Origin of the sequence: Streptomyces sp. NPDC002790 (assembly GCF_040295505.1) — a bacterium.
Lineage (GTDB): Bacteria > Actinomycetota > Actinomycetes > Streptomycetales > Streptomycetaceae > Streptomyces.
Map to the genome: position 1 here is coordinate 1 of NZ_JBEOVM010000113.1, position 20251 is coordinate 20251.

At 71.3% G+C, this 20251-nt stretch carries 13 protein-coding genes; 9 read left to right on the top strand and 4 right to left on the bottom strand.

What is annotated here, in order from left to right:
- Nucleotides 1-152 precede the first annotated feature (152 nt).
- On the bottom strand, nucleotides 153-914 hold the full coding sequence (locus ABT004_RS30730; RefSeq protein ID WP_351343181.1) for a hypothetical protein: 762 nt from the start codon (nucleotides 912-914) through the stop codon (nucleotides 153-155).
- Between the two features lie 176 nt (nucleotides 915-1090).
- Complete coding sequence (locus tag ABT004_RS30735; protein WP_351343205.1) at nucleotides 1091-2797, bottom strand: PucR family transcriptional regulator; 1707 nt, start codon at nucleotides 2795-2797, stop codon at nucleotides 1091-1093.
- Nucleotides 2798-3139: 342 nt separating this feature from the next.
- Between ABT004_RS30735 and ABT004_RS30740 the strand changes: the two genes are divergently transcribed.
- From ABT004_RS30740 to ABT004_RS30765, 6 genes are all read left to right on the top strand, one after another.
- A complete protein-coding gene (locus ABT004_RS30740) occupies nucleotides 3140-4042 on the top strand; it encodes an FAD binding domain-containing protein (protein WP_351343183.1) in 903 nt (300 codons plus the stop codon).
- A complete protein-coding gene (locus ABT004_RS30745) occupies nucleotides 4042-4620 on the top strand; it encodes a (2Fe-2S)-binding protein (RefSeq protein WP_351343185.1) in 579 nt (192 codons plus the stop codon). Before ABT004_RS30740 ends, ABT004_RS30745 begins: the two co-directional genes overlap by 1 nt.
- 5 nt (nucleotides 4621-4625) lie before the next feature.
- Nucleotides 4626-7016 (top strand): xanthine dehydrogenase family protein molybdopterin-binding subunit, encoded by a 2391-nt coding sequence (locus tag ABT004_RS30750; protein ID WP_351343187.1) that lies wholly within the window; start codon nucleotides 4626-4628, stop codon nucleotides 7014-7016.
- A 147-nt stretch (nucleotides 7017-7163) separates the two neighbouring features.
- Nucleotides 7164-8615, top strand: coding sequence for an NCS2 family permease (locus ABT004_RS30755; RefSeq protein WP_351343189.1), 1452 nt, complete (start codon nucleotides 7164-7166; stop codon nucleotides 8613-8615).
- 45 nt (nucleotides 8616-8660) lie between these two features.
- Nucleotides 8661-9815: an XdhC family protein gene (locus ABT004_RS30760; RefSeq protein ID WP_351343191.1), complete on the top strand. Its 1155-nt coding sequence runs from the start codon at nucleotides 8661-8663 to the stop codon at nucleotides 9813-9815.
- Nucleotides 9816-10139: 324 nt separating this feature from the next.
- Nucleotides 10140-11363 (top strand): glycoside hydrolase family 6 protein, encoded by a 1224-nt coding sequence (locus ABT004_RS30765; RefSeq protein ID WP_351343193.1) that lies wholly within the window; start codon nucleotides 10140-10142, stop codon nucleotides 11361-11363.
- On the opposite strand, the gene ABT004_RS30770 is transcribed toward ABT004_RS30765, so the two are convergent.
- Together ABT004_RS30770 and ABT004_RS30775 are read right to left on the bottom strand one after the other, a co-directional pair.
- The gene (locus tag ABT004_RS30770) at nucleotides 11346-11816 is read right to left on the bottom strand and encodes an SRPBCC family protein (RefSeq protein ID WP_351343195.1); all 471 of its coding nucleotides are present in this window, start codon (nucleotides 11814-11816) and stop codon (nucleotides 11346-11348) included. The genes ABT004_RS30765 and ABT004_RS30770 overlap by 18 nt on opposite strands.
- A gap of 113 nt (nucleotides 11817-11929) precedes the next feature.
- Nucleotides 11930-14884 (bottom strand): glycoside hydrolase family 3 protein, encoded by a 2955-nt coding sequence (locus ABT004_RS30775; RefSeq protein WP_351343197.1) that lies wholly within the window; start codon nucleotides 14882-14884, stop codon nucleotides 11930-11932.
- 427 nt (nucleotides 14885-15311) lie between these two features.
- Here ABT004_RS30775 and ABT004_RS30780 point away from each other — a divergent pair, with 427 nt between their 5' ends.
- The 3 genes from ABT004_RS30780 to ABT004_RS30790 all read left to right on the top strand — a co-directional run bounded on the left by ABT004_RS30780 (nucleotide 15312) and on the right by ABT004_RS30790 (nucleotide 20107).
- Nucleotides 15312-16856 carry a hypothetical protein gene (locus ABT004_RS30780; RefSeq protein ID WP_351343199.1) on the top strand — a complete coding sequence of 515 codons (1545 nt, stop codon included), beginning with the start codon at nucleotides 15312-15314 and terminating at the stop codon, nucleotides 16854-16856.
- A 156-nt stretch (nucleotides 16857-17012) separates the two neighbouring features.
- Nucleotides 17013-17564, top strand: a complete 552-nt coding sequence (locus ABT004_RS30785; RefSeq protein ID WP_351343201.1) for a MarR family winged helix-turn-helix transcriptional regulator — start codon at nucleotides 17013-17015, stop codon at nucleotides 17562-17564.
- A 44-nt stretch (nucleotides 17565-17608) separates the two neighbouring features.
- Nucleotides 17609-20107: an MFS transporter gene (locus ABT004_RS30790; protein WP_351343203.1), complete on the top strand. Its 2499-nt coding sequence runs from the start codon at nucleotides 17609-17611 to the stop codon at nucleotides 20105-20107.
- Nucleotides 20108-20251: the final 144 nt, after the last annotated feature.

Sequence of the window (20251 nt, forward strand, 5' to 3'; positions counted from 1 at the left end):
GGGCTCCGCCCCGGACCCCGCGCCTCAATCGCCGGCGGGGCTCAAAAGATCGCCTCAAACGCCGCAGGGGCTTGATCTATCAAGCCCCTGCGGCGATTGAGCAGGCCCGTCCGGCAGGACTTTCGGGAAGGGGTGGGGTGGGGAGAGGGGTTTCACGCCGCCGAGGGGAGGGCCTCAGCCAGCCATGTCGGGACGCCGTCGAGGAGGCGGAACAAGCGGCCCGCCTCCGCGCGCAGGCGCGCCTTCGTGGCCGGTTCCGGTTCGGCCTCCGCAAGGGAGACGAGCGCCGGAGCCGTACCCACCAGGTACCCGAGTTCCTCACGGATCCGCAGCGACTCCGTGAATCCGTGCCGCGCCTCCGCCAACTCCCCCTCCCGCAGGGCCAGTCCGGCAAGATGCCGCCAGGTGAAGGAGAGCAGGAGCGCGTCACCGTGAGCCGTCGCACCCGCATGGGCCCTGCGATACGCCGCCCGCGCCGCCTGCGGTGAATCCGCCAGGTTCTCCGACATCAGGCCGCGCCGGAAGTCGAGCAACGCGCGCCCCGCCGCCCCCGGAGCGATCAGCGCCGCCGCCCTGCCGAACGCCGAGCGCGCCTCGTCGGAGCGGTCCCGCTTCTTCAACAACGTGGCCTCGTACGCGAGTTGCCCCCGCTCGCACGCCGCCGCACCCCGCTCCTCGTCCGTGTGCGCCAGCGCCTCCGCCGCACGCAACGCGTCCTCCGCGTCCGCCCACCCCTGCTCCGTGTACAGGCACCGCTCCACCAGCAGTCCCGCCCGCTGCAGGGCCGCCCCCGCGTCCGTCGTCGCCCGATGGTCGAGGAGCGCCGCCGCGTCGGCCCAGCAGCCGCGCGAGCGCAACCGCCATACCGCGGTCTGGAGTGGATCGTCCGCTGTGTTCGTTCCGCTACCAGACATGGCGGTATGCGCCACGTTGCCCTCCCGAGCACGCCATCGAGCCGAGTTTGCCGTGGGGCATCTCAGCACGGATCAAGGTGCCCGGCCAAGGGGGTGGGTGAAAGATTTCACAAAGGGATGGGGTTTCCCGGGCGCTCCCAAGATCGCTAGTGGGGCGCCCGGGACGTGCGGGAACGTCAGCTCATCCGCAACGCCAGGAAGAAGTCCAACTTGTCTTCCAGGCGCGACAGATCACGACCCGTCAGCTGCTCGATGCGGCCCACGCGGTACCGCAACGTGTTCACGTGCAGGTGCAGCCGGGACGCGCAGCGGGTCCACGAACCGTCGCAGTCGAGGAACGCCTCCAGCGTCGCGACCAGCTCGGCGCGGTGTTTGTGGTCGTAGTCCCGGAGCGGGTCGAGCAGCCGGGCCGTGAACGCCCGGCGTACGTCGTCCGGGACGAAGGGCAGGAGCAGGACGTGCGACGCCAGCTCCTGGTGGCCCGCCGCGCAGACCACGCCCGAGCGGGCGGCCGCCACGCGCCGTGCGTGCCGCGCCTCCTCCAGGGCGCCGCGCAGCCCCTCCGCTGAGTGCACCGCGGCGCTCACCCCGATCGCCAGGCGCCCGTCGTCGGCGAGCCCGGCCGCGAGGGGCTCGCGCACGGCGGTCAGCAGCGTGTCCGCGAGCAGCCCCTGCTCCGAGCCGTCGTGCTCCGCCGCCACGGCGGGCAGCGGCACCAGGGCGATCGCCTCGTCCCCGCTGTGCGCCACGGCGATCCGGTCCGACGGCTCGGCGGAGTCGGGGCGCGCCCCGGCATCCGCGGCGATGAGGATCTCCTCCAGGAGCGACTGGGCCACGGCCCCGCCCTCGGCCTTCTCGCCCTGCTGGTCCGTCCACTCCACGCGCGCCACGACGACCTGCCAGTGCGGGGCCGCGCCGACCCCCGGCAGCAGCACGGGCGCCGCGACGCGCAGGCGTGCCGCGATCTCCGTGGGGGCCGCGCCCGTCTGCACCAGCTCGAGGACCTCCTGCGCGAGCCTGCGCCGCACCGTGCGCGCCGCGTCCCGCCGCTCGCGCTCCACCGAGATCAGCTGCGTGACGCCCTGCAGCAGGTCGAGCCGCTCCTCCGGCCAGTCGCCCGCGTCCGCCTCGACGGCGAGCAGCCAGTTCGCGAGGGCGCTCGTACGCGCGTCGGGGGAGGGCGTGGCGGCGGCAGGACCGTCCTTCGGGGCCGAACCGATCGGGAACAGCGAGTACGTGCCCCCCTCCACCGTGACCCGGTGCGGGCTGCGCCGCCCGGTGCGCAGGGCTCCCAGGTGCTCGGCCGCGAGCCGCGTGCGGATCCTCGCGGGCAGCTCGGGCCCGGCCGCCGACGAGCCCGCGATCGCGCGCCCCGTCGGGGAGAGCACCCAGGCCCGCAGGTCGAGGTCGCTGCCGAGCAGGTCGAGGACGACGTCGGGGCCGCCGCCCGCGGGCCCCGAGGTCATCAGGCGCCGGTGCCGGTCGACGACCGCCGCGAGGTCCCCGGCGCGCTCGCCCGATACCTGGCGTACGACGTGCTCGGTGATCGTTCCGAACGCCACCTGCTGGGCCACCGAGAACAGCGGGACGCGGTGCCGGGCGCAGGCCTCGACGAAGTCCTCGGGGACGTAGCCGAACTCGGCGGTGCCCGCGGCGACGGCGGCGACGCCCGCCGCGGCCATCAGCCGGGCGAAGGGCTCCGAATCGGCCGGCTCCCGGTGCCAGGCCAGGCCCGTGAGGACCAGCTCACCGCCGGACAGATAGCGGCTGGGGTCCCGCAGGTCCGTCGTCATCACACCGCGGACGGTGCGGTCGAGCTCGTCCTCGCCGCCGAGGAGCCTGAGGCCCAGCGCGTCCGTGTCCAGCAATGCGCGCAGCCGCATGTCGTCGCCGCCGATCTGTCTCGAAGTCGTGCTCAATGGGAACCCCGCGGACCTGTGGCCTGGGTTTCCGGGAGAAAACGGTGAGGTTACTGATGCCACCCGTTCATACGAATCTACAAGACACCCCCGCGGGCCAGCCAACGCGTTCATGTTTTCCGTGACTGACACAGCCGGAGCACAGGCGGTGTACTGGGCTCACTCCGCGTGAACAGCACATGAACGAGCCCCTGTGATCCGCACATCCCGTGGCTCGAACGCATCGCATCGACCCCGTACGACACGACGCACGAACCACGCACGATCCCTGCCCGATCCACGAACCTCACGGAGAAGAGAGCCGTTATGGACTTCCTTCGCCCCGGCAGCTGGGAGGAGGCGCTCGCCGCGAAGGCCGAGCACCCCACAGCCGTGCCGATCGCAGGCGGCACCGATGTCATGGTCGAGATCAACTTCGACCACCGCCGCCCCGAGTACCTGCTCGACCTCAACCGCATCGGTGAGCTGACCGAGTGGGAGGTGGGCGCGGGGCCCGAGGGCGACACCGTCCGGCTCGGCGCCTCCGTCCCGTACACCAAGATCATGGAGCACCTGCGCGGTGAGCTGCCGGGGCTCGCCCTCGCCTCGCACACCGTCGCGTCCCCGCAGATCCGCAACCGCGGCGGCGTCGGCGGCAACCTCGGCACCGCGTCGCCCGCGGGCGACGCCCACCCGGCGCTGCTCGCCGCAGGCGCCGAGGTCGAGGTGGAGTCGGTCCGCGGCTCCCGGCGTATCCCGATCGACGCGTTCTACACGGGGGTCAAGCGCAACGCCCTCGCCGAGGACGAGCTGATCCGCGCCGTGCACATCAAGAAGGCCGAGGGGCCGCAGCAGTTCTCCAAGGTCGGCACGCGCAACGCGATGGTGATCGCGGTGTGCGCCTTCGGCCTCGCCCTGCACCCCGGGACCCGGACCGTGCGCACCGGCATCGGCTCGGCGGCGCCCACGCCGGTCCGCGCCAAGGAGGCCGAGGAATTCCTCAACTCCGCTTTGGAAGAAGGCGGGTTCTGGGAGAGCGGCAAGATCATCACCCCGTCGGTCGCCAAGCAGTTCGCCACGCTGTGCTCCGGCGCCTGCAACCCGATCGACGACGTGCGGGGCACCGCCTCGTACCGCCGTCACGCGGTCGGCGTCATGGCGCGCCGCACGCTGACCTGGGCCTGGGAGTCGTACCGCGGCTCGGGCGTTCGTACGGAGGGAGCCGCGTAATGCGCGTCAATTTCACGGTCAACGGCCGTAAGCAGGAAGCCGACGACGTCTGGGAGGGCGAGTCCCTTCTGTACGTGCTGCGCGAGCGGATGGGGCTCCCGGGTTCGAAGAACGCGTGCGAGCAGGGCGAGTGCGGATCCTGCACCGTCCGGCTCGACGGCGTCCCCGTGTGCTCGTGTCTGGTGGCCGCGGGACAGGTCGAGGGCCACGAGGTCGTCACCGTCGAGGGGCTCGCCGAGCACGCCAAGTCCCGTACGTGCGCGTCCCATGAGGGTGGTACGACACTTCAGGACGCGCAGGGCTGGTCCGCGAAGGGCACCGACTCGCAGACCGGCGAGGGCGGCGAACTCGCCCCGATCCAGCAGGCGTTCATCGACGCGGGCGCCGTCCAGTGCGGATTCTGCACGCCCGGCCTGCTCGTCGCGGCCGACGAGATGCTGGAGCAGAACCCGACGCCGTCGGACGCGGACATCCGCGAGGCGCTCTCGGGGAACCTCTGCCGCTGCACCGGCTACGAGAAGATCATGGACGCGGTCCGGCTCGCCGCCGCGCGCCAGACACAGCCGGAAGGGGTCTGAGCAGCATGGGTACGACAGGAATCCCCGGCAAGGTCACCCAGGGGTCGCAGACCAAGGGCGGCATCGGCGAGTCCACGCTCCGCCCCGACGGCACCCTCAAGGTCACCGGCGAGTTCGCGTACTCGTCCGACATGTGGCACGAGGACATGTTGTGGGGCCACATTCTGCGCTCCACCACGGCGCACGCCGAGATCGTGTCCATCGACACGGGCGAGGCGCTCGCAACTCCCGGTGTCTACGCGGTACTTACCTACGACGACCTCCCGACCGCCATGAAGAACTACGGCCTGGAGATCAAGGACACCCCGGTCCTCGCGCACGGCAAGGTCCGCCACCACGGCGAGCCCGTCGCCTGCATCGCGGCCGACCACCCGGAGACCGCGCGGCGCGCCGCCGCCAAGATCAAGGTGGAGTACCGCGAGCTGCCCGTCATCACCGACGAGGCCTCCGCGACCGCGCCCGACGCGGTCCTCGTCCACGAGAACCGCGACGACCACCACATCGGCCATGTCCCGCACCCGAACATCGTGCACCGCCAGCCGATCATCCGCGGAAACGCCGAAGAGGCCGCCAAGAAGGCCGACTTCATCGTCTCGGGCGAGTACACCTTCGGCATGCAGGACCAGGCCTTCCTCGGCCCCGAGTCCGGCCTCGCCGTGCCGGCCGAGGACGGCGGCGTCGACCTCTACGTCGCCACACAGTGGCTGCACTCGGACCTCGGCCAGATCGCCCCCGTCCTCGGCCTGCCCGAGGACAAGGTGCGGATGACGCTGTCCGGCGTCGGCGGCGCGTTCGGCGGCCGCGAGGACCTGTCGATGCAGATCCACGCGTGCCTGCTCGCGCTGCGCACCGGCAAGCCCGTCAAGATCGTCTTCAACCGGTTCGAGTCCTTCTTCGGGCACGTCCACCGCCACCCGGCGAAGCTGTACTACGAGCACGGGGCCACGCGCGACGGCAAGTTGACGCACATGAAGTGCCGCATCGTGCTCGACGGCGGCGCCTACGCCTCCGCGTCCCCGGCCGTCGTCGGCAACGCCTCGTCCCTCGCCGTCGGCCCGTACGTGCTCGACGACGTCGACATCGAGGCCATCGCGCTCTACTCCAACAACCCGCCCTGCGGCGCCATGCGCGGCTTCGGCGCGGTCCAGGCGTGCTTCGCGTACGAGGCGCAGATGGACAAGCTCGCCGACAAGCTGGGCATGGACCGGGTCGAGTTCCGGCAGCTCAACGCCATGGAACAGGGCACCATCATGCCGACGGGCCAGCCCGTCGACTCGCCCGCCCCCGTCGCCGAGATCCTGCGCCGCGTCAAGGCGATGCCGCTGCCGCCCGAGCGCCAGTGGGAGTCCAGCGAGGGCGCCGACGTGCGCGCGCTGCCCGGCGGCCTGTCCAACACCTCGCACGGTGAAGGCGTCGTACGCGGGGTCGGCTACGCCGTCGGCATCAAGAACGTCGGCTTCTCCGAGGGCTTCGACGACTACTCAACGGCCCGTGTACGCATGGAGGTTGTCGGCGGCGAGCCGGTCGCCACCGTGCACACCGCGATGGCCGAGGTCGGCCAGGGCGGCGTCACCGTGCACGCGCAGATCGCCCGCACCGAACTGGGCGTCACCCAGGTCACCATCCACCCGGCCAACACCCAGGTCGGCTCGGCCGGTTCGACCTCCGCGTCCCGCCAGACATACGTCACCGGCGGCGCGGTCAAGAACGCCTGCGAGCTCGTCCGCGAGAAGGTCCTGGAGCTCGGCCGCCGCAAGAAGGGCAGCTACCACCCGGCGTGGGCCACCGCCGAACTCCTCCTGGAGGGCGGCAAGGTCGTCACCGACGGCGGCGAGGTCCTGGCCGACCTCGCCGAGGTCCTCGAAGGCGAGGCCGTCGAGGTGGAGGAGGAGTGGCGCCACCGGCCCACCGAGGCCTTCGACCTGACGACCGGTCAGGGCACCGGGCACGTCCAGTACTCCTTCGCCGCGCACCGCGCCGTCGTCGAGGTCGACACCGAACTCGGCCTCGTCAAGGTCGTCGAGCTGGCCTGCGCCCAGGACGTCGGCAAGGCGCTCAACCCGCTGTCCGTCATCGGCCAGATCCAGGGCGGCACCACACAGGGCCTCGGCGTCGCGGTGATGGAGGAGATCATCGTCGACCCCAAGACCGCCAAGGTCAGGAACCCGTCCTTCACGGACTACCTGATCCCCACCATCCTCGACACGCCGACCATCCCGGTCGACGTGCTCGAACTCGCCGACGACCACGCCCCGTACGGGCTGCGCGGCATCGGCGAGGCCCCGACCCTGTCGTCGACCCCGGCCGTCCTCGCGGCGATCCGGAACGCGACGGGTCTTGAGCTCGACCGGACGCCGGTTCGTCCCGAACATCTGACGGGAACGGGTTCCGCCTAGTCCGACCCCCGCGGGGTGACGGCGAGCGCCGTCACCCCGCAGTACCTCTACGTCTCGGGCCGTCCCCCGGGTCGTGCAGCCATCCCAAAACCCGTGTGCCGCAAGGCAGTTGCGGGAGCCCCTATGAACCTTGGGAAACGAGGCACCATGACCCAGCAGTCCGTGGAGCCGAAGACCGCCGCCGACGACGCGGGCGCGGGCTCGCGTCAGCCCGCCGGCAGGTCTTGGCTCGACCGCTACTTCCACATATCCGACAGAGGATCGACGTTCTCGCGCGAAGTGCGCGGCGGCATCACCACCTTCATGGCGATGTGTTACATCCTCCTGCTCAACCCGCTGCTGCTCGGCGGCCCCGACGCCGCGGGCGACAAGCTCAGCCACGCGGGACTGATCACGGCGACCGCGCTCGCCGCCGCCGTGTGCACCCTGCTGATGGGCTTCCTCGGCAAGGTGCCGCTCGCGCTCGCCGCGGGCCTCTCGGTCTCCGGCGTGCTCGCCACCCAGGTCGCGCCCAACATGACGTGGCCGCAGGCCATGGGCATGTGCGTGATGTACGGCGTGGTGATCGTTCTCCTTGTCGTCACCGGCCTGCGCGAGATCATCATGAACGCGATCCCGCTCGCCCTGAAGCACGGCATCACCATCGGCATCGGCATGTTCATCGCCCTGATCGGCCTGGTCAACGCCGGGTTCGTCGGCAAGGGCAACCCGGTCACGCTGGGCACCGGCGGTCAGCTCAAGGGCTGGCCCGTACTGCTCTTCGCGATCACCCTGCTGCTCATCTTCATGCTCCAGGCCCGCAACGTCCCCGGCGCGATCCTCATCGGCATCGTCGCCGGCACGGTCCTCGCCGTCATCGTCAACGCGGTCTTCGACCTCAGCCCGAAGGTCTGGGGCGGCAGCCCGCCCGAGCTGACCGGCAGCGCCGTCTCCATGCCCGACTTCTCGCTCTTCGGACACGTCGAGTTCGGCGGCTGGGACTCCATCGGCGGCCTCACCGTCGGCATGATCGTGTTCACGCTCGTGCTCGCCGGCTTCTTCGACGCGATGGCCACCATCATCGGCGTCGGCACCGAGGCCGGGCTCGCCGACGACAAGGGCCGCATGCCGGGCCTGTCCAAGGCGCTGTTCATCGACGGCGCGGGCGGCGCGATCGGCGGTGTGGCGGGGGCCTCCGGGCAGACCGTCTTCGTCGAGTCCGCCACGGGCGTCGGAGAGGGCGCGCGCACGGGCTTGTCGTCCGTGGTGACCGGCTTCCTGTTCGCCCTGGGGCTCTTCTTCACGCCGCTCGCGCAGATCGTGCCGGGGCAGGTCGCCGCCGCCGCGCTCGTCGTCATCGGCGCGATGATGATGCAGAACGCGCGGCACGTGGACTGGTCCGACCGGGCCGTGGCCGTGCCGGTGTTCCTGACCGTGGCGCTGATGCCGTTCACGTACTCCATCACCGCGGGTGTCGGTGCGGGCGTCATCGCCTACACCGCCATCAAGGCGGCGCAGGGCAAGTTCCGCGAGATCGGCGTCTTCATGTGGGTGCTGACGCTCGTCTTCTTCGTGTACTTCGGCCTGCATCCGATCGAGAGCTGGATGGGCGTCAAGTAGCCCTGCCGGCCGTACCGTTCCGCGAACCGTTGAGGAGACCGAGACATGCTGGACATCGCCGATGAGCTGAACCGGTGGGTCGAGCAGGGGCGCGACTTCGCCGTGGCCACCGTGGTGGCCGTCGGCGGCAGCGCGCCCCGGCAGCCGGGCGCGGCGCTCGCCGTCGACAGCGAGGGCACCGCGATCGGCTCGGTCTCCGGCGGCTGCGTGGAGGGTGCGGTGTACGAGCTGTGCGGCCAGGCGTTGGAGGACGGGGAACCGGTCCTCGAACGGTTCGGCTACAGCGACGACGACGCCTTCGCCGTGGGGCTCACCTGCGGCGGCGTCATCGACATCCTCGTCACACCTGTACGGGCGTCCGATACGGCCGTACGTGGTGTGCTCGCGGGCGCGCTGGGCGCCGCCGCCACGGGGGAGGCGGCGGCGCTCGCGCGCGTCGTGGCGGGTCCGGGGGAGTTGGTCGGGCGGGCGCTGGTCGTCCGTCCCGACGGCTCGTACGAGGGCGGGTTCGGGGGTCACCCGGAGCTCGACCGCACGGTGGCGGGGGAGGCGGGGGCGTATCTCGACGCGGGGCGCACCGGCACGGTCGAGATCGGCGAGCAGGGGTCGCGGTGCGGGTCTCCGCTCACGGTCCTCGTCGAGTCGTCGGTGCCGGCGCCACGGATGATCGTGTTCGGCGCGATCGACTTCGCGGCGGCGTTGGTGCGGATGGGCAGGTTCCTGGGGTACCGGGTCACGGTGTGCGACGCCCGGCCGGTGTTCGCGACGGCGGCGCGGTTCCCCGACGCCGACGAGGTGGTGGTCGAGTGGCCGCACAAGTACCTGGAGCGGGTGGCGGGGGAGGTCGACGGCCGTACGGTGCTGTGTGTGCTCACCCATGACGCCAAGTTCGATGTGCCGCTGCTTGAGCTCGCGCTGCGGTTGCCGGTGGGGTATGTGGGGGCGATGGGGTCGCGGCGTACTCACCTGGACCGTAATGAACGGTTGCGTGAGGTGGGGGTCACCGAGGTGGAGCTGGCGCGGTTGCGGTCGCCGATCGGGCTCGATCTGGGGGCGCGTACGCCGGAGGAGGTGGCGGTGTCCATCGCCTCCGAGATCGTTGCGGATCGGCGGGGCGGTACGGGGGTCTCCCTGACGGGCGCCCACACCCCGATCCACCACGAACCGGGTGCGGCGCGCCGGATCGGGTCGGTGGCGTGAGCCACTGGGGTCTTTCTCCCCCACTCCGCCCCTTCCCGAAAGTCCTGCCGGACGGGCCTGCTCAATCGCCGCAGGGGCTTGAAAGGCCTGCTCAATCGCCGCAGGGGCTTGATAGATCAAGCCCCTGTTGTGCGGCACCATCAAGTCCGGGTCGGCAAAATCAAGCCCCGCCGGCGATTGAGGCGCGGGGTCCGGGGCGGAGCCCCGAGGCGTAGGGACGGGTGACGTCAACAAGTCGTGCGCGCGCCGCACTTGACGTGGAGGGGACCGCCACCGAGTCTGTGGGAGCGCTCCCGCGACGTCTACCGGACCCCAGGAGTCACCGTGCGAAGACCTCTCAGGCGCACCGCAGCCACCGCAGCCGCAACACTCGCCCTCCTCCTCGCCGCGCCGCAGGCCACGGCATCGACCACACCCACGGTCGGCGCCGGCCCACGCCTCTACACCCCCGATCCCAACCCCGACGCCACCCGCCAGATCGCCGGGCTCTTCAAGTCCGGTCGGTACCGCGACGCCGCCCGGGTCACCGCGATGATCGCCACCCCGCAGGCCGTCTGGTTCGGCGACCAGAGCCCGGCCGAGGTCGAGAAACTCACCCGCGAGGTGGTCAGGGACGCCGACCGCCGCGACGCCCTCCCGGCGTTCGCGCTCTACAACGTGCCGGGCCGCGACTGCTCCAACTACTCCGCGGGCGGCGCCGCCACCACCGCCGAGTACCAGGCCTGGATCGACGCCGTCGCCCGCGGCATCGGCTCCCGCGACGCCATGGTCGTCCTCGAACCCGACTCGCTGGCCCTGCTCCCCGCCGACTGCGGCCAGGACGATGCCGAAGGCACGAAGACCGCCGCCCGCTACGCCGAAGTCAACTACGCCGTCCGTAAGTTGGAGCCACTGCGCGGCACCCGCGTCTACCTCGACACGGGCCACCCCGGCTGGCACAGCGTCAACTCCATCGTGCCGCGCCTCATCAAGGGCGGCGTCGAGCACGCGGCCGGCTTCTACACCAACGCCTCGAACTACTTCACCGACGACGCCAACTCCTGGTACGGCAAGCTGATCTCGTCCTGCATCGCCTACGTCGAGAAGTCCTCCGGGAACGTTGCCGACTGCCCGAACCAGTGGACCCCGCGCGCCGAAGCGCAGACCTGGATCGACGCCCACGTGCGCGTACCGGCCTCCCGGATGCCGCACTTCGTGACGGACTCCAGCCGCAACGGCCGAGGCCCGTGGACCCCGCCGGCCGGCAAGTACACCGACGCCCAGGACTGGTGCAACCCGCCGAACCGCGGACTCGGCGCCCGCCCGACCCTGCGCACCGGCGACCCTTCCCCAAGCTCTCGAACAACCTCGAGCAGGGGAGACCCCATTCAGGACGCCCGCCTGTGGATCAAGACACCCGGGGAGTCGGACGGCCTGTGCCTGCGCGGCACCGCGGGCCCCGAGGACCCGGAGCGGGGCACGGTCGACCCGAAGGCGGGCGACTGGTTCCCGCAGCAGGCGCTGGAGCTGGTTCAGTACGCCAACCCGCCGCTACTCAGCAGGAGTTGACGTTTTGTCGACGGCGGGAGCCGTGGTGGTGTCGTCGAGCAACCCGTCCACCGCCCGCCCGAAGACCCATCGCCCCGCCGCCGCGACCACCCGGTCCGCGGCGCGGGGCACTCCGCGTACCCGCAGCTCCTCGCGCCACTCGACGCGCGAGCCGCCGTCGCCGAGCGCCCGCACCTCGAACTCGGCCCAGCCGGTGACGACGCGGCCGCGCTTCTCCATCCGGCAGCGGCGCGGCGGCTGCCAGGCGACGACCTCCATCGGGTCGTCGAAGCCGCACCGGCCGATGCCGGTGCGCGCCACGAACACCGTGCCCGCCGCGTCAGGCGGCGGGGTCGTCACCGTGACACGGGTGAGCGGCACGGAATCCCCGTGCCGCTCCCAGTCGGTCAGCCGCCGCCACGCCTCGGCGGCGCGCAGCGACGTGTCACGGACGATGCTGATATGGGCGGTCATGTCGTGATGGTAGGCACACGTCCGGGTCCGGGGTCCGCGTCGGAGAACGTGCGGCGTGTCGCGCGGGGCCCAACTCGAAGCCCCGCGTGCCCAGTTGATTCCCTCCCGGTCGGTCAGGCCGCCTTGTATGCGGCGGCCAGTTTCTTCAGCGCCCCCTTGTAGTCGCCGGTGAGGGCGAGGTGCTCGGCCTCGGCGAACGGCTTGGCCCACGCCCCCGTCACCTTGCCGCCCGCCTTCTGCTGGACCTTGAGCCGCTGCTTTCCCACCAGCGCCCGCTCGCCACCGCCGTCCTTGCCGGCCGCCCCGGTCGTGAGCCCGTAGCCGTACGGGAACTGCGGATCGTACGAGGCGTCCCCGACGTTGATGGGGAGCTGGGCCTCCGACTTCGGCCAGGTGACCGGGAGTTGGCCGGTGAAGGGTCGCTTCCCGTAGAGGACGTCGGCGACGCCGTCGCCCTCCGTGCCCGGCAGCCAGGACGCGACGAGCCCGTCGATGTCGCCAAGCCGGTCGCCGATGAGCTGCGGCCGTCCGGAGACCGTGAGCACGACGCACTTCATGGCTCCGCAGACCTTGTCCACGGCGGCCTTGTCGGCGGCGGAGAGCTCCAGATCGTGGCCGTTTCCGACGTCGCCGACACCCTCCGCGTACGGGGTCTCGCCGACGACGACCACGCCGACGTCGTACCCGGAGGTGGGCGCCGAGGCGCCCTTCGAGTAGTCGACCTTCGCACCGGGGGCGGCCTTCTGCATCGCCTGGAGGATCGTCGTGCCCTTCGTGATGTTCCCGGAGGAGCCCTGCCAGGAGACGGTCCAGCCGCCGGTCTGGTTGCCGATGTCGTCGGCGTTGGACCCGGCGACGTACACCTTCTGGGACCGCTTCAGCGGCAGCACGTTCCCGTGGTTCTTCAGGAGGACCTGCGATGTGGCCGCCGCCTCGCGTGCCACGGCGCGGTGTGCGGCGCCGCCGATCTCGTTGCTGTCGCTCGTGTCGGCGTACGGCTTCTCGAAGAGGCCGAGCTTGAACTTCTGCGTGAGGATGCGGGAGACCGCGTCGTCCACGCGTGCCTCGGTGACCCTGCCCGAGGTGACCTCGGCGAGCAGGGTCTTCTCGAAGTCGGCGTAGGCGTTCGGCACCATGATCATGTCGAGGCCCGCGTTGATCGACGTACGGACGTCGGAGGCGTAGTCGCCGGGGATCTGGTCGATGCCCGCGTAGTCGCTGATCACGAAGCCGTCGAAGCCGAGCTTGTTCTTCAACTCCCCATTGATCATTGCCGCGTCGGCGTGCATCTTCACGGGGCCCTGGTCGTCGCCGATGATGTCGAGCGAGGAGTACGAGGGCATGACCGTGCCCACGCCGCGCTTCACGGCATCCCTGAAGGGCGCCAGGTGCACGGCCTCCAGCTCCTGCTTCGTCACCTTGGTGACGCCCTGGTCGATGGTGTACGAGCCGGTGGTCGAGGAGCCGTACGCGGTGCCGCCGTCGCCGACGAAGTGCTTGGCGGTGGCGAGGACCTTGTCGTTGCGGTCCAGGTCACTGCCGTTCGCGCGGCCCTGGAAGCCCTTGACCATCGTCTCCATGGACTCGACGAGTGCCGGGTCCTCGCCGAAGGACTCGTAGGAGCGGCCCCAGCGTTCGTCGCGGCTCACGCACAGGCAGGGCGCGAAGTCCCACGGGACGCCGGTCGCGCGCACCTCGGAGGCGGTAACCGCCCCGGTTTTCTCGGCGAGTCGGGGATCGCGGCTCGCGCCGATGCCGATGTTGTGCGGCATGATCGTGGCGCCGACGACGTTGTTGTGGCCGTGCACCGCGTCCACGCCGTAGATCAGCGGGATCTGGAGCCGCGTTGCCTGCGCCCGCAGTTGGTAGCCGTCGATCATCCTGGCCCAGCCGTCGGGCGTGTTCGGCGTCGGCACGGAGCCGCCGCCGGAGAGCAGTGAGCCAAGGTTGTGGCTCGCGATGTCGCCCGGGGACTTGAGGGCGGCGCGCTCGGCCTGCGTCATCTGCCCGACCTTCTCCTCCAGGGACATCCGGGAGACGAGGTCGGCGACCCGCTTCTTGATCGGGGCCTTGGTGTCGAGGTACGGCAGCCCGTGCGCGTCGATGACGACCTGCGGGGACTCGGCGGGCGGTTTGGCGCCGGTGACGGTCAGCTTCAGCGGGATCGTCTCGGCGGTCTCCGACCTGGCGGAGTCCTTGGCGGTGGCGACCGTGACCGTCTTGGCCGCGCCGGACGCGGTGCCCGCCGGGAAGGTGACCTTGCCCGTGGCCGGGGTGTAGTCCTTGCCGGGGTCGGCGGTGCCGCCCTCGGTGGCGTACTCGATGGTGACGGGGGCCTCGACCGGCACGTTCCCGGTGGTCGTGACGGACAGCTTCACCGCCGCCGAACCGCCCTCCTTCACCGGGTACACGGCCGCGTCCGTCGCCACCTGCGCGCGCAGCGACTGGTCGGCCTTGCCGTACAACTCGACGCCGTCCATGGCGAATTGGCTCTTCGCCCCGGTGGGCAGCGTGACCGCGTAGCCCCACATCTTGTCGAGCCCGAGGACGTGGTCGATGCCGCCGACCGGCTGGTAGTCCGTGCGGTACTCGAACCGCGTGAACGGCAGCTCGACCTGCTTCCAGCCGGTGAAGTCGTCGGTGAACGACGTCGTCCACAGCTCGGAGGCCTCGCCGTGCGCGCCGCCGTCCTTGATCTCGTACGTCAGCTTGCGGCCCGAGCCGTCGCCGTACCACCACAGGCGGATGCCCTTGTGCGCCGACCAGTCGTGGGCGGGCTTGTCGGCGGCGTAGTCGTGGCTGAAGCCGCCGTAGCCGCTGATGTCGTAGGTGCCTTCGAGGACCTTGGCGCCCTCGGGGGCGTCCGCGCGCTCCTTGAGTTCGAGCTTCGGGTTGTCGTCCGTGTCGCCGCCCCAGGTGAAGATGGCTTCGGCGGGCTGCGTCGCGAAGGGCACCTCGCCCTCGAAGCGGTCGACGGGGGTGGGGGCGGGGTCGTCGTCGGCGGCGGAGGCGGCGGTGGTGCCGGTCAGCGGCAGCAGGCCTGCGGCGAGCGCGGCGACGGCGAGCAAGGCCGCGCGTCTCCTGCGGCTTCCGCGGCCCGGTCTGGTGGTGGAGTCGGTGTGACGCAAAGTTCCCTCCCGGTGGTCCCGTTGCGGGTGCTGGTGGTGCGTCGAGCTGTCCCCTGGTGTTGCGTGGTGTCCCCTGGCGTTTCTAAATTCAAGGCTTGAGTTAAAGGGGGTGGGGTGGGGGCGTCAAGTGTTCGGAACGTAAAGGGAGTTGGGGGCGGGATGTCGCCGGGTTGGCCACTTGCGACCGATTGACAGGCGGGGTCCCGCCCCCGATCGTTTGCTTCGGGGTGTGACACCTGACGGTTGGGGGACCGCGATGAGGTGGCAGGGGGACGCGTCGTCCGGCGACGCGGGGCGACGGGGGAGCGGCGGGTTCGGACCGCCTCCGCAGATGCCATCGGTTCCGCCGATGCCGCCGGAGCCGCCGATGCCGCCCGGGCCACCCGAGCCACCCGCCGGGTCACCGGTCAGGCCGCCCGTCGGGCCCGCCGACCCGGCGCGCGCCGTCGCCGCGGGGCTGCTCAACCTCAGCGGGCTCGGCCTGGGATACGTCCTCGTGCGGCGCCGCCTCCTCGCGCTGCTGTGTGTCGCCGCCACGGCCGCCCTGCTCACCCTCGCGCTGCCCGCCGAACCGGACGGAGTGCCCGGATGGGCGCTGATCGGGTACGTGGCGCTGCTGCTCGCCGCGGTGGCCGACGGCGCGCGCCGCGGTCTACGGGCGCCCGCAACGTCCCTACAGGGCAAGCCAGTTGTGGCGGTCGTCCTCGGAGTCGCGCTGCTCGCCGTGCCCGCCGGGGGCGCCGTCGCGTACGGCGGTCTGCGCGACGACGCCGTCGAGGAGCTGCTGCTCGACCGGCTCGACAGCGCCGACGCCCTCGTCCAGAAGGCCTCGGCCCGCGACTTCGCCGAGGTACGCGCCGACTACCGCACCGCGCTCGGCCGGTACCGCGACCTCGCCGACGACCACCCGGACTCCAGGGCGGCGCACCGGTTGCACGACAGCCTCGACGCCTACTACAAGGCGGTGTCCACGCCGTACGCCGACGGCGAGCACTGCGCGGCCGTCGCACCCCTCGAACACCTGCGGTCGGTGCCGCGCACCGTGGACCGCGCCGTCCTCGGCTCCCTCGCGAACTGGCCCGACAAGCCGCTCGCCTCCTCGCTCCTGAAGTGCGGCACGGGAAAGCTCGGCGCCGCCGAGACCGATGCCAGGGGCGGTGAACTGGGTCAACTCCTGCGTACGTTCCCCGAGTCGACGCAGGCGGGCCAGGTGGAACCCGCCGTGCGCGCCGCCGTCGAGCGGCGCGCGGGCGAGCTGAAGGGCGCGGACCCGTGCGCCGCCACCCGGGCGCTGCGCCACATCGGCGACACCGCGAAGCGGCTGCCCGCGCCCGTACCCGCGCATCTGCGCGGCGGCGTCGCGACGGCCGTGGAGGACGGGACGTACGCCTGCGGCATCGACCAGTTCAAGGACAAGAAGTTCGGCGCGGCGCACACGTCCCTGACGGACTTCGCGGGCACGTACAAGAGCGACAAGCGGCGGGCCCGTGCCCAGCAGGTCGCCATCGCCGCCGATATCGCGCGGCTGCGCCCCGCCGCGGGCGACCGGCTGCCGCCGAAGGGCACGCCGGACGGCTCCCGCATGGAGATGGTGATCAGCAACGACGGGCCGGACCCGGTCGAGGTCCTCTACACAGGCCCGGTCACCGGCCGGATCACCGTCGCCGCCTGCGGATCCTGCGAGACGTATCCGACGGAGGCGGCCGGCCGCGGCAAGGCGTGCAAGGCGAGCGGCAAGAGCTACCCGAAGGCGACGCTGCGGCTGCCCGCGGGCACGTACCACTTCCTGCACAAGCCGGGCGGCCGCGACGCGACGGCGGCCGGGCGCGCGGCGGGCGGCCGGGTCCAGCCCGGATATTCGTACACGCAGTGCAGTTATGTGGTCAGGAGTGAGCTCGGCGCGGATCTGTAGCGTCGTCCGCGCGAACCGCCGCGAGGCCCTTGACCCGGGCTTGACCCCCATTTGACCTGCGCAAATACCTGTGTACCCACTGGGCGGTGCACTCAGAAAAGAGGGTTACACTCACTTGCTCGATACAAGCAACTGAAGCGAAATCGGGAGGCGGTCATGGGTAAGGGGACGGTCCATGACCGTGCGGCAGCGGACGACGACCCGGTGACGGGAAGCGCGAGTGCCGAGGACGCCGCGGCGGGACTCGGCACTCAACTGGTGCGCTTCTCAAGGCTGTTGACCGCATACCGGCAGAAGGCCCGGCTCGAGAGCCGGGCCGGCGAGCGGGTCCTGCTGGCCAAGCTGGTGCGCGACGGCGAACGCCGCGCCACCGACCTGGCGGCGGCGACCTTCCTCGACCTGTCGACGGTCAGCCGCCAGGTGCGGGCCATGGTCGACAAGGGACTCGTCGAACGGCGCCCGGACCCGGAGGACCGACGGGGTGCGCTGCTGAGCGCCACCGCCGCCGGCGAGGCCGCGTTCGAGGAGTACCGGCGCCAGCGCGACGCGGGGTTCCAGAGGCTTCTGGAGCCCTGGCCCGCGGAGGACCGGCACCAGCTGATCCGGCTGCTCTCCCGCCTGAATGACGATCTGGAAGAGTTTGAATACGCGCGTCCCGAGTCCGGGATATCCGGGCCCAGCGGCGAGCAGGGAGCAACACAAGAATGACTGAGGCCGTGTCCGCGTCCCGCGGAGGCACCGCTACCCAAGCCATGTCCACCCCCATACAAACCCCCGCAGAAACCCCCACGTCCGGCGGCCTGAGCCACCGGCAGATCCTGACCATCCTCAGTGGCCTGATGCTGGGGATGTTCCTGGCCGCCCTCGACCAGACCATCGTCTCCACCTCGATCCGCACCATCGCGGACGACCTCGACGGTCTCAGCCAGCAGGCCTGGGCGACGACGGCGTACCTGATCACATCGACGATCGCCACGCCGCTCTACGGCAAGCTGTCCGACCTGCACGGCCGCAAGCCGTACTTCCTCGCGGCGATCACGATCTTCATCGTCGGTTCGGCGCTGTGCACCTTCTCGACGTCGATGCCGGAACTCGCCGCGTTCCGCGCGGTGCAGGGCATCGGCGCCGGTGGCCTGATGTCGCTCGCGCTCGCGATCATCGGCGACATCGTGCCGCCGCGCGAACGGGCCCGCTATCAGGGCTACATGCTCGCCACGTTCGCCACGTCCAGCGTCGCGGGACCGCTCATCGGCGGCGCCCTCGCCGGTCAGGACAGCATCCTCGGCGTCACCGGCTGGCGCTGGGTGTTCCTGGTGAACGTGCCGATCGCCGTCGTCGCGCTGTTCGTCGTCGCGAAGGTGCTCAACATCCCGCACGTCCGCCGCAACCGGCGGATCGACTGGTGGGGCGCGTTCACCATCGCGCTCGGCGTCGTCCCGCTGCTGCTCGTCGCCGAACAGGGCCGCGAGTGGGGCTGGGGCTCGACGGGCTCGATCGTCTGCTACGTCCTCGGCGGCGTCGGCATCGTCTCGTGGATCCTCGTGGAGCGCCGGGTCGGCGACGACGCGCTCATCCCGATGCGGCTGTTCCGCAACGCCATCTTCAGCAAGACCAGCTTCCTGTCCGTGCTGATCGGCGCGGGCATGTTCGGCGGCATGCTGATGATCCCGCAGTACCTTCAGATCGTGAAGGGCGCGAGCCCCACCAAGTCCGGTCTCGAGATGCTGCCGCTGATGGCCGGCATGATGATCGCGTCCATCGTCTCCGGGCAGATCACCGGGAAGACCGGCCGCTACAAGATCTTCCCGACGCTCGGCACGCTCTTCATGGTGGCCGCGCTGCTGCTCTTCCACTTCGAGGTCCAGTGGGACACCCCGCTGTGGGAGACCATGCTCTACATGGGCCTCTTCGGGCTCGGCCTGGGCTGCTGCATGCAGACGCTGGTGCTCGCGGTGCAGAACGCGGTGCCGCCGCAGGACATGGGCGTGGCGACCGCCTCGTCCACGTTCTTCCGGCAGATGGGCGCCACCGCCGGCACGGCGATCTTCCTCTCCGTCCTCTTCTCGAACGTCGGCGACAAGATCTCGGAAGCCTTCAGGTCGGCGGCGAAGACGCACGACTTCCAGGCCGCGCTGCACGACCCTTCGGTCGTCTCCGACCCCGCCAACAAGCCGGTCCTCGACATGGTCAAGGGCTCCGGCGGGAGCGGCGGCGACGTCCTGTCCGACTCGTCGTTCATCCAGCACCTCGACCCGCGGCTCGCGGAACCGTTCAAGCAGGGCTTCGCGGACGCCATGCACGTGGTGTTCCTGATCGCGGCGTGCGTGATCGTCCTCGCGTTCCTGATGGTCCTGTGGACCAAGGAGGTTCCGCTGCGCAAGATGTCGGGTCTGCAGGCGCGCGAGGCGGCGGAGAAGGGGGAGACCTCTTCCGAGGAGGCGCCGGCGTCGTCCGTCGAGCTGCCGACGCAGACCGCACCCGTGATGACGACGGACGCCTCCGCGGGCATCAAGGGCCACGTACGCGAACGCGACGCCTCGCCGCTGGCGGGCGCGGTCGTCACCCTCATCGACCTGAGGGGCAGTCAGCTCGGCCGTACGACGACGGGCCCCGACGGCGCGTACCTGCTCGCGGCTCCGGCCGGTGGCACGTACGTGCTGATCGGTTCCGCGGGCTCCCGGCAGCCGCAGGCCACGACGCTGACGGTCGGCGAGGGCTTCCTCGACTTCGACCTGATGCTGGCCGGGGCGGCGGGCCTGACCGGCACCGTCGTCACGGCGGCGGGCGAGTTTCCCGTACCGGGCGCGCTGGTGATCGCCACCGACGTACGCGGTGAGGTCGTCGCCTCCGGGGCCGCCGACGCCACGGGCAGCTTCGCCTTCGGCGACCTCGCCCCCGGCGGCTACACCCTCGCCGTGAGCGCGGAGGGCCACCGGCCCGCGGCCCTACCGGTCGAGGTCGCCACCGGCACCCCGGGCCGCTGCGAGGTCCGCCTCGTTCCGGGCGCCCGCGTCCGCGGCACGGTCCGCGACGCGTCCGCCACCCCGCTGAACGACGCCCGCGTCACGCTCCTCGACGCGGCGGGCAACACGGTCGGCACGGCCGTCACGGGCATCGACGGCGCCTACGCCTTCGAGGACCTCGACGCCGGCCAGTACACCGTCGTCGCCGCCGGCTACGCCCCGCAGGCCCTTCCGGTGACCCTCAACGGCACGGGCCGGAACGACCAGGACGTGGAGCTGAGCCACTGACGCGCTGAAGCACCGCATGGCAGAAGGCCGTGGGGGCCCCCCCCCCCGGGGGGGGGGGCGGGCCGGGGCGGGGCGGGGGCGCTCCCGCCCGGCGGCCCCGCCCCGACGGTTGGGCCCCAAAGGCGCTGGGTGGGGGGTTGTTTT

Excerpts from the sequence above, each read along its gene's own strand:
- ABT004_RS30730 (WP_351343181.1), bottom strand. The coding sequence starts at position 914 with ATGTCTGGTAGCGGAACGAACACAGCGGACGATCCACTCCAGACCGCG.
- ABT004_RS30735 (WP_351343205.1), bottom strand. The coding sequence starts at position 2,797 with ATGCGGCTGCGCGCATTGCTGGACACGGACGCGCTGGGCCTCAGGCTC.
- ABT004_RS30740 (WP_351343183.1), top strand. The coding sequence starts at position 3,140 with ATGGACTTCCTTCGCCCCGGCAGCTGGGAGGAGGCGCTCGCCGCGAAG.
- ABT004_RS30745 (WP_351343185.1), top strand. The coding sequence starts at position 4,042 with ATGCGCGTCAATTTCACGGTCAACGGCCGTAAGCAGGAAGCCGACGAC.
- ABT004_RS30750 (WP_351343187.1), top strand. The coding sequence starts at position 4,626 with ATGGGTACGACAGGAATCCCCGGCAAGGTCACCCAGGGGTCGCAGACC.
- ABT004_RS30755 (WP_351343189.1), top strand. The coding sequence starts at position 7,164 with ATGACCCAGCAGTCCGTGGAGCCGAAGACCGCCGCCGACGACGCGGGC.
- ABT004_RS30760 (WP_351343191.1), top strand. The coding sequence starts at position 8,661 with ATGCTGGACATCGCCGATGAGCTGAACCGGTGGGTCGAGCAGGGGCGC.
- ABT004_RS30770 (WP_351343195.1), bottom strand. The coding sequence starts at position 11,816 with ATGACCGCCCATATCAGCATCGTCCGTGACACGTCGCTGCGCGCCGCC.
- ABT004_RS30780 (WP_351343199.1), top strand. The coding sequence starts at position 15,312 with ATGCCGCCCGGGCCACCCGAGCCACCCGCCGGGTCACCGGTCAGGCCG.
- ABT004_RS30785 (WP_351343201.1), top strand. The coding sequence starts at position 17,013 with ATGGGTAAGGGGACGGTCCATGACCGTGCGGCAGCGGACGACGACCCG.
- ABT004_RS30790 (WP_351343203.1), top strand. The coding sequence starts at position 17,609 with ATGTCCACCCCCATACAAACCCCCGCAGAAACCCCCACGTCCGGCGGC.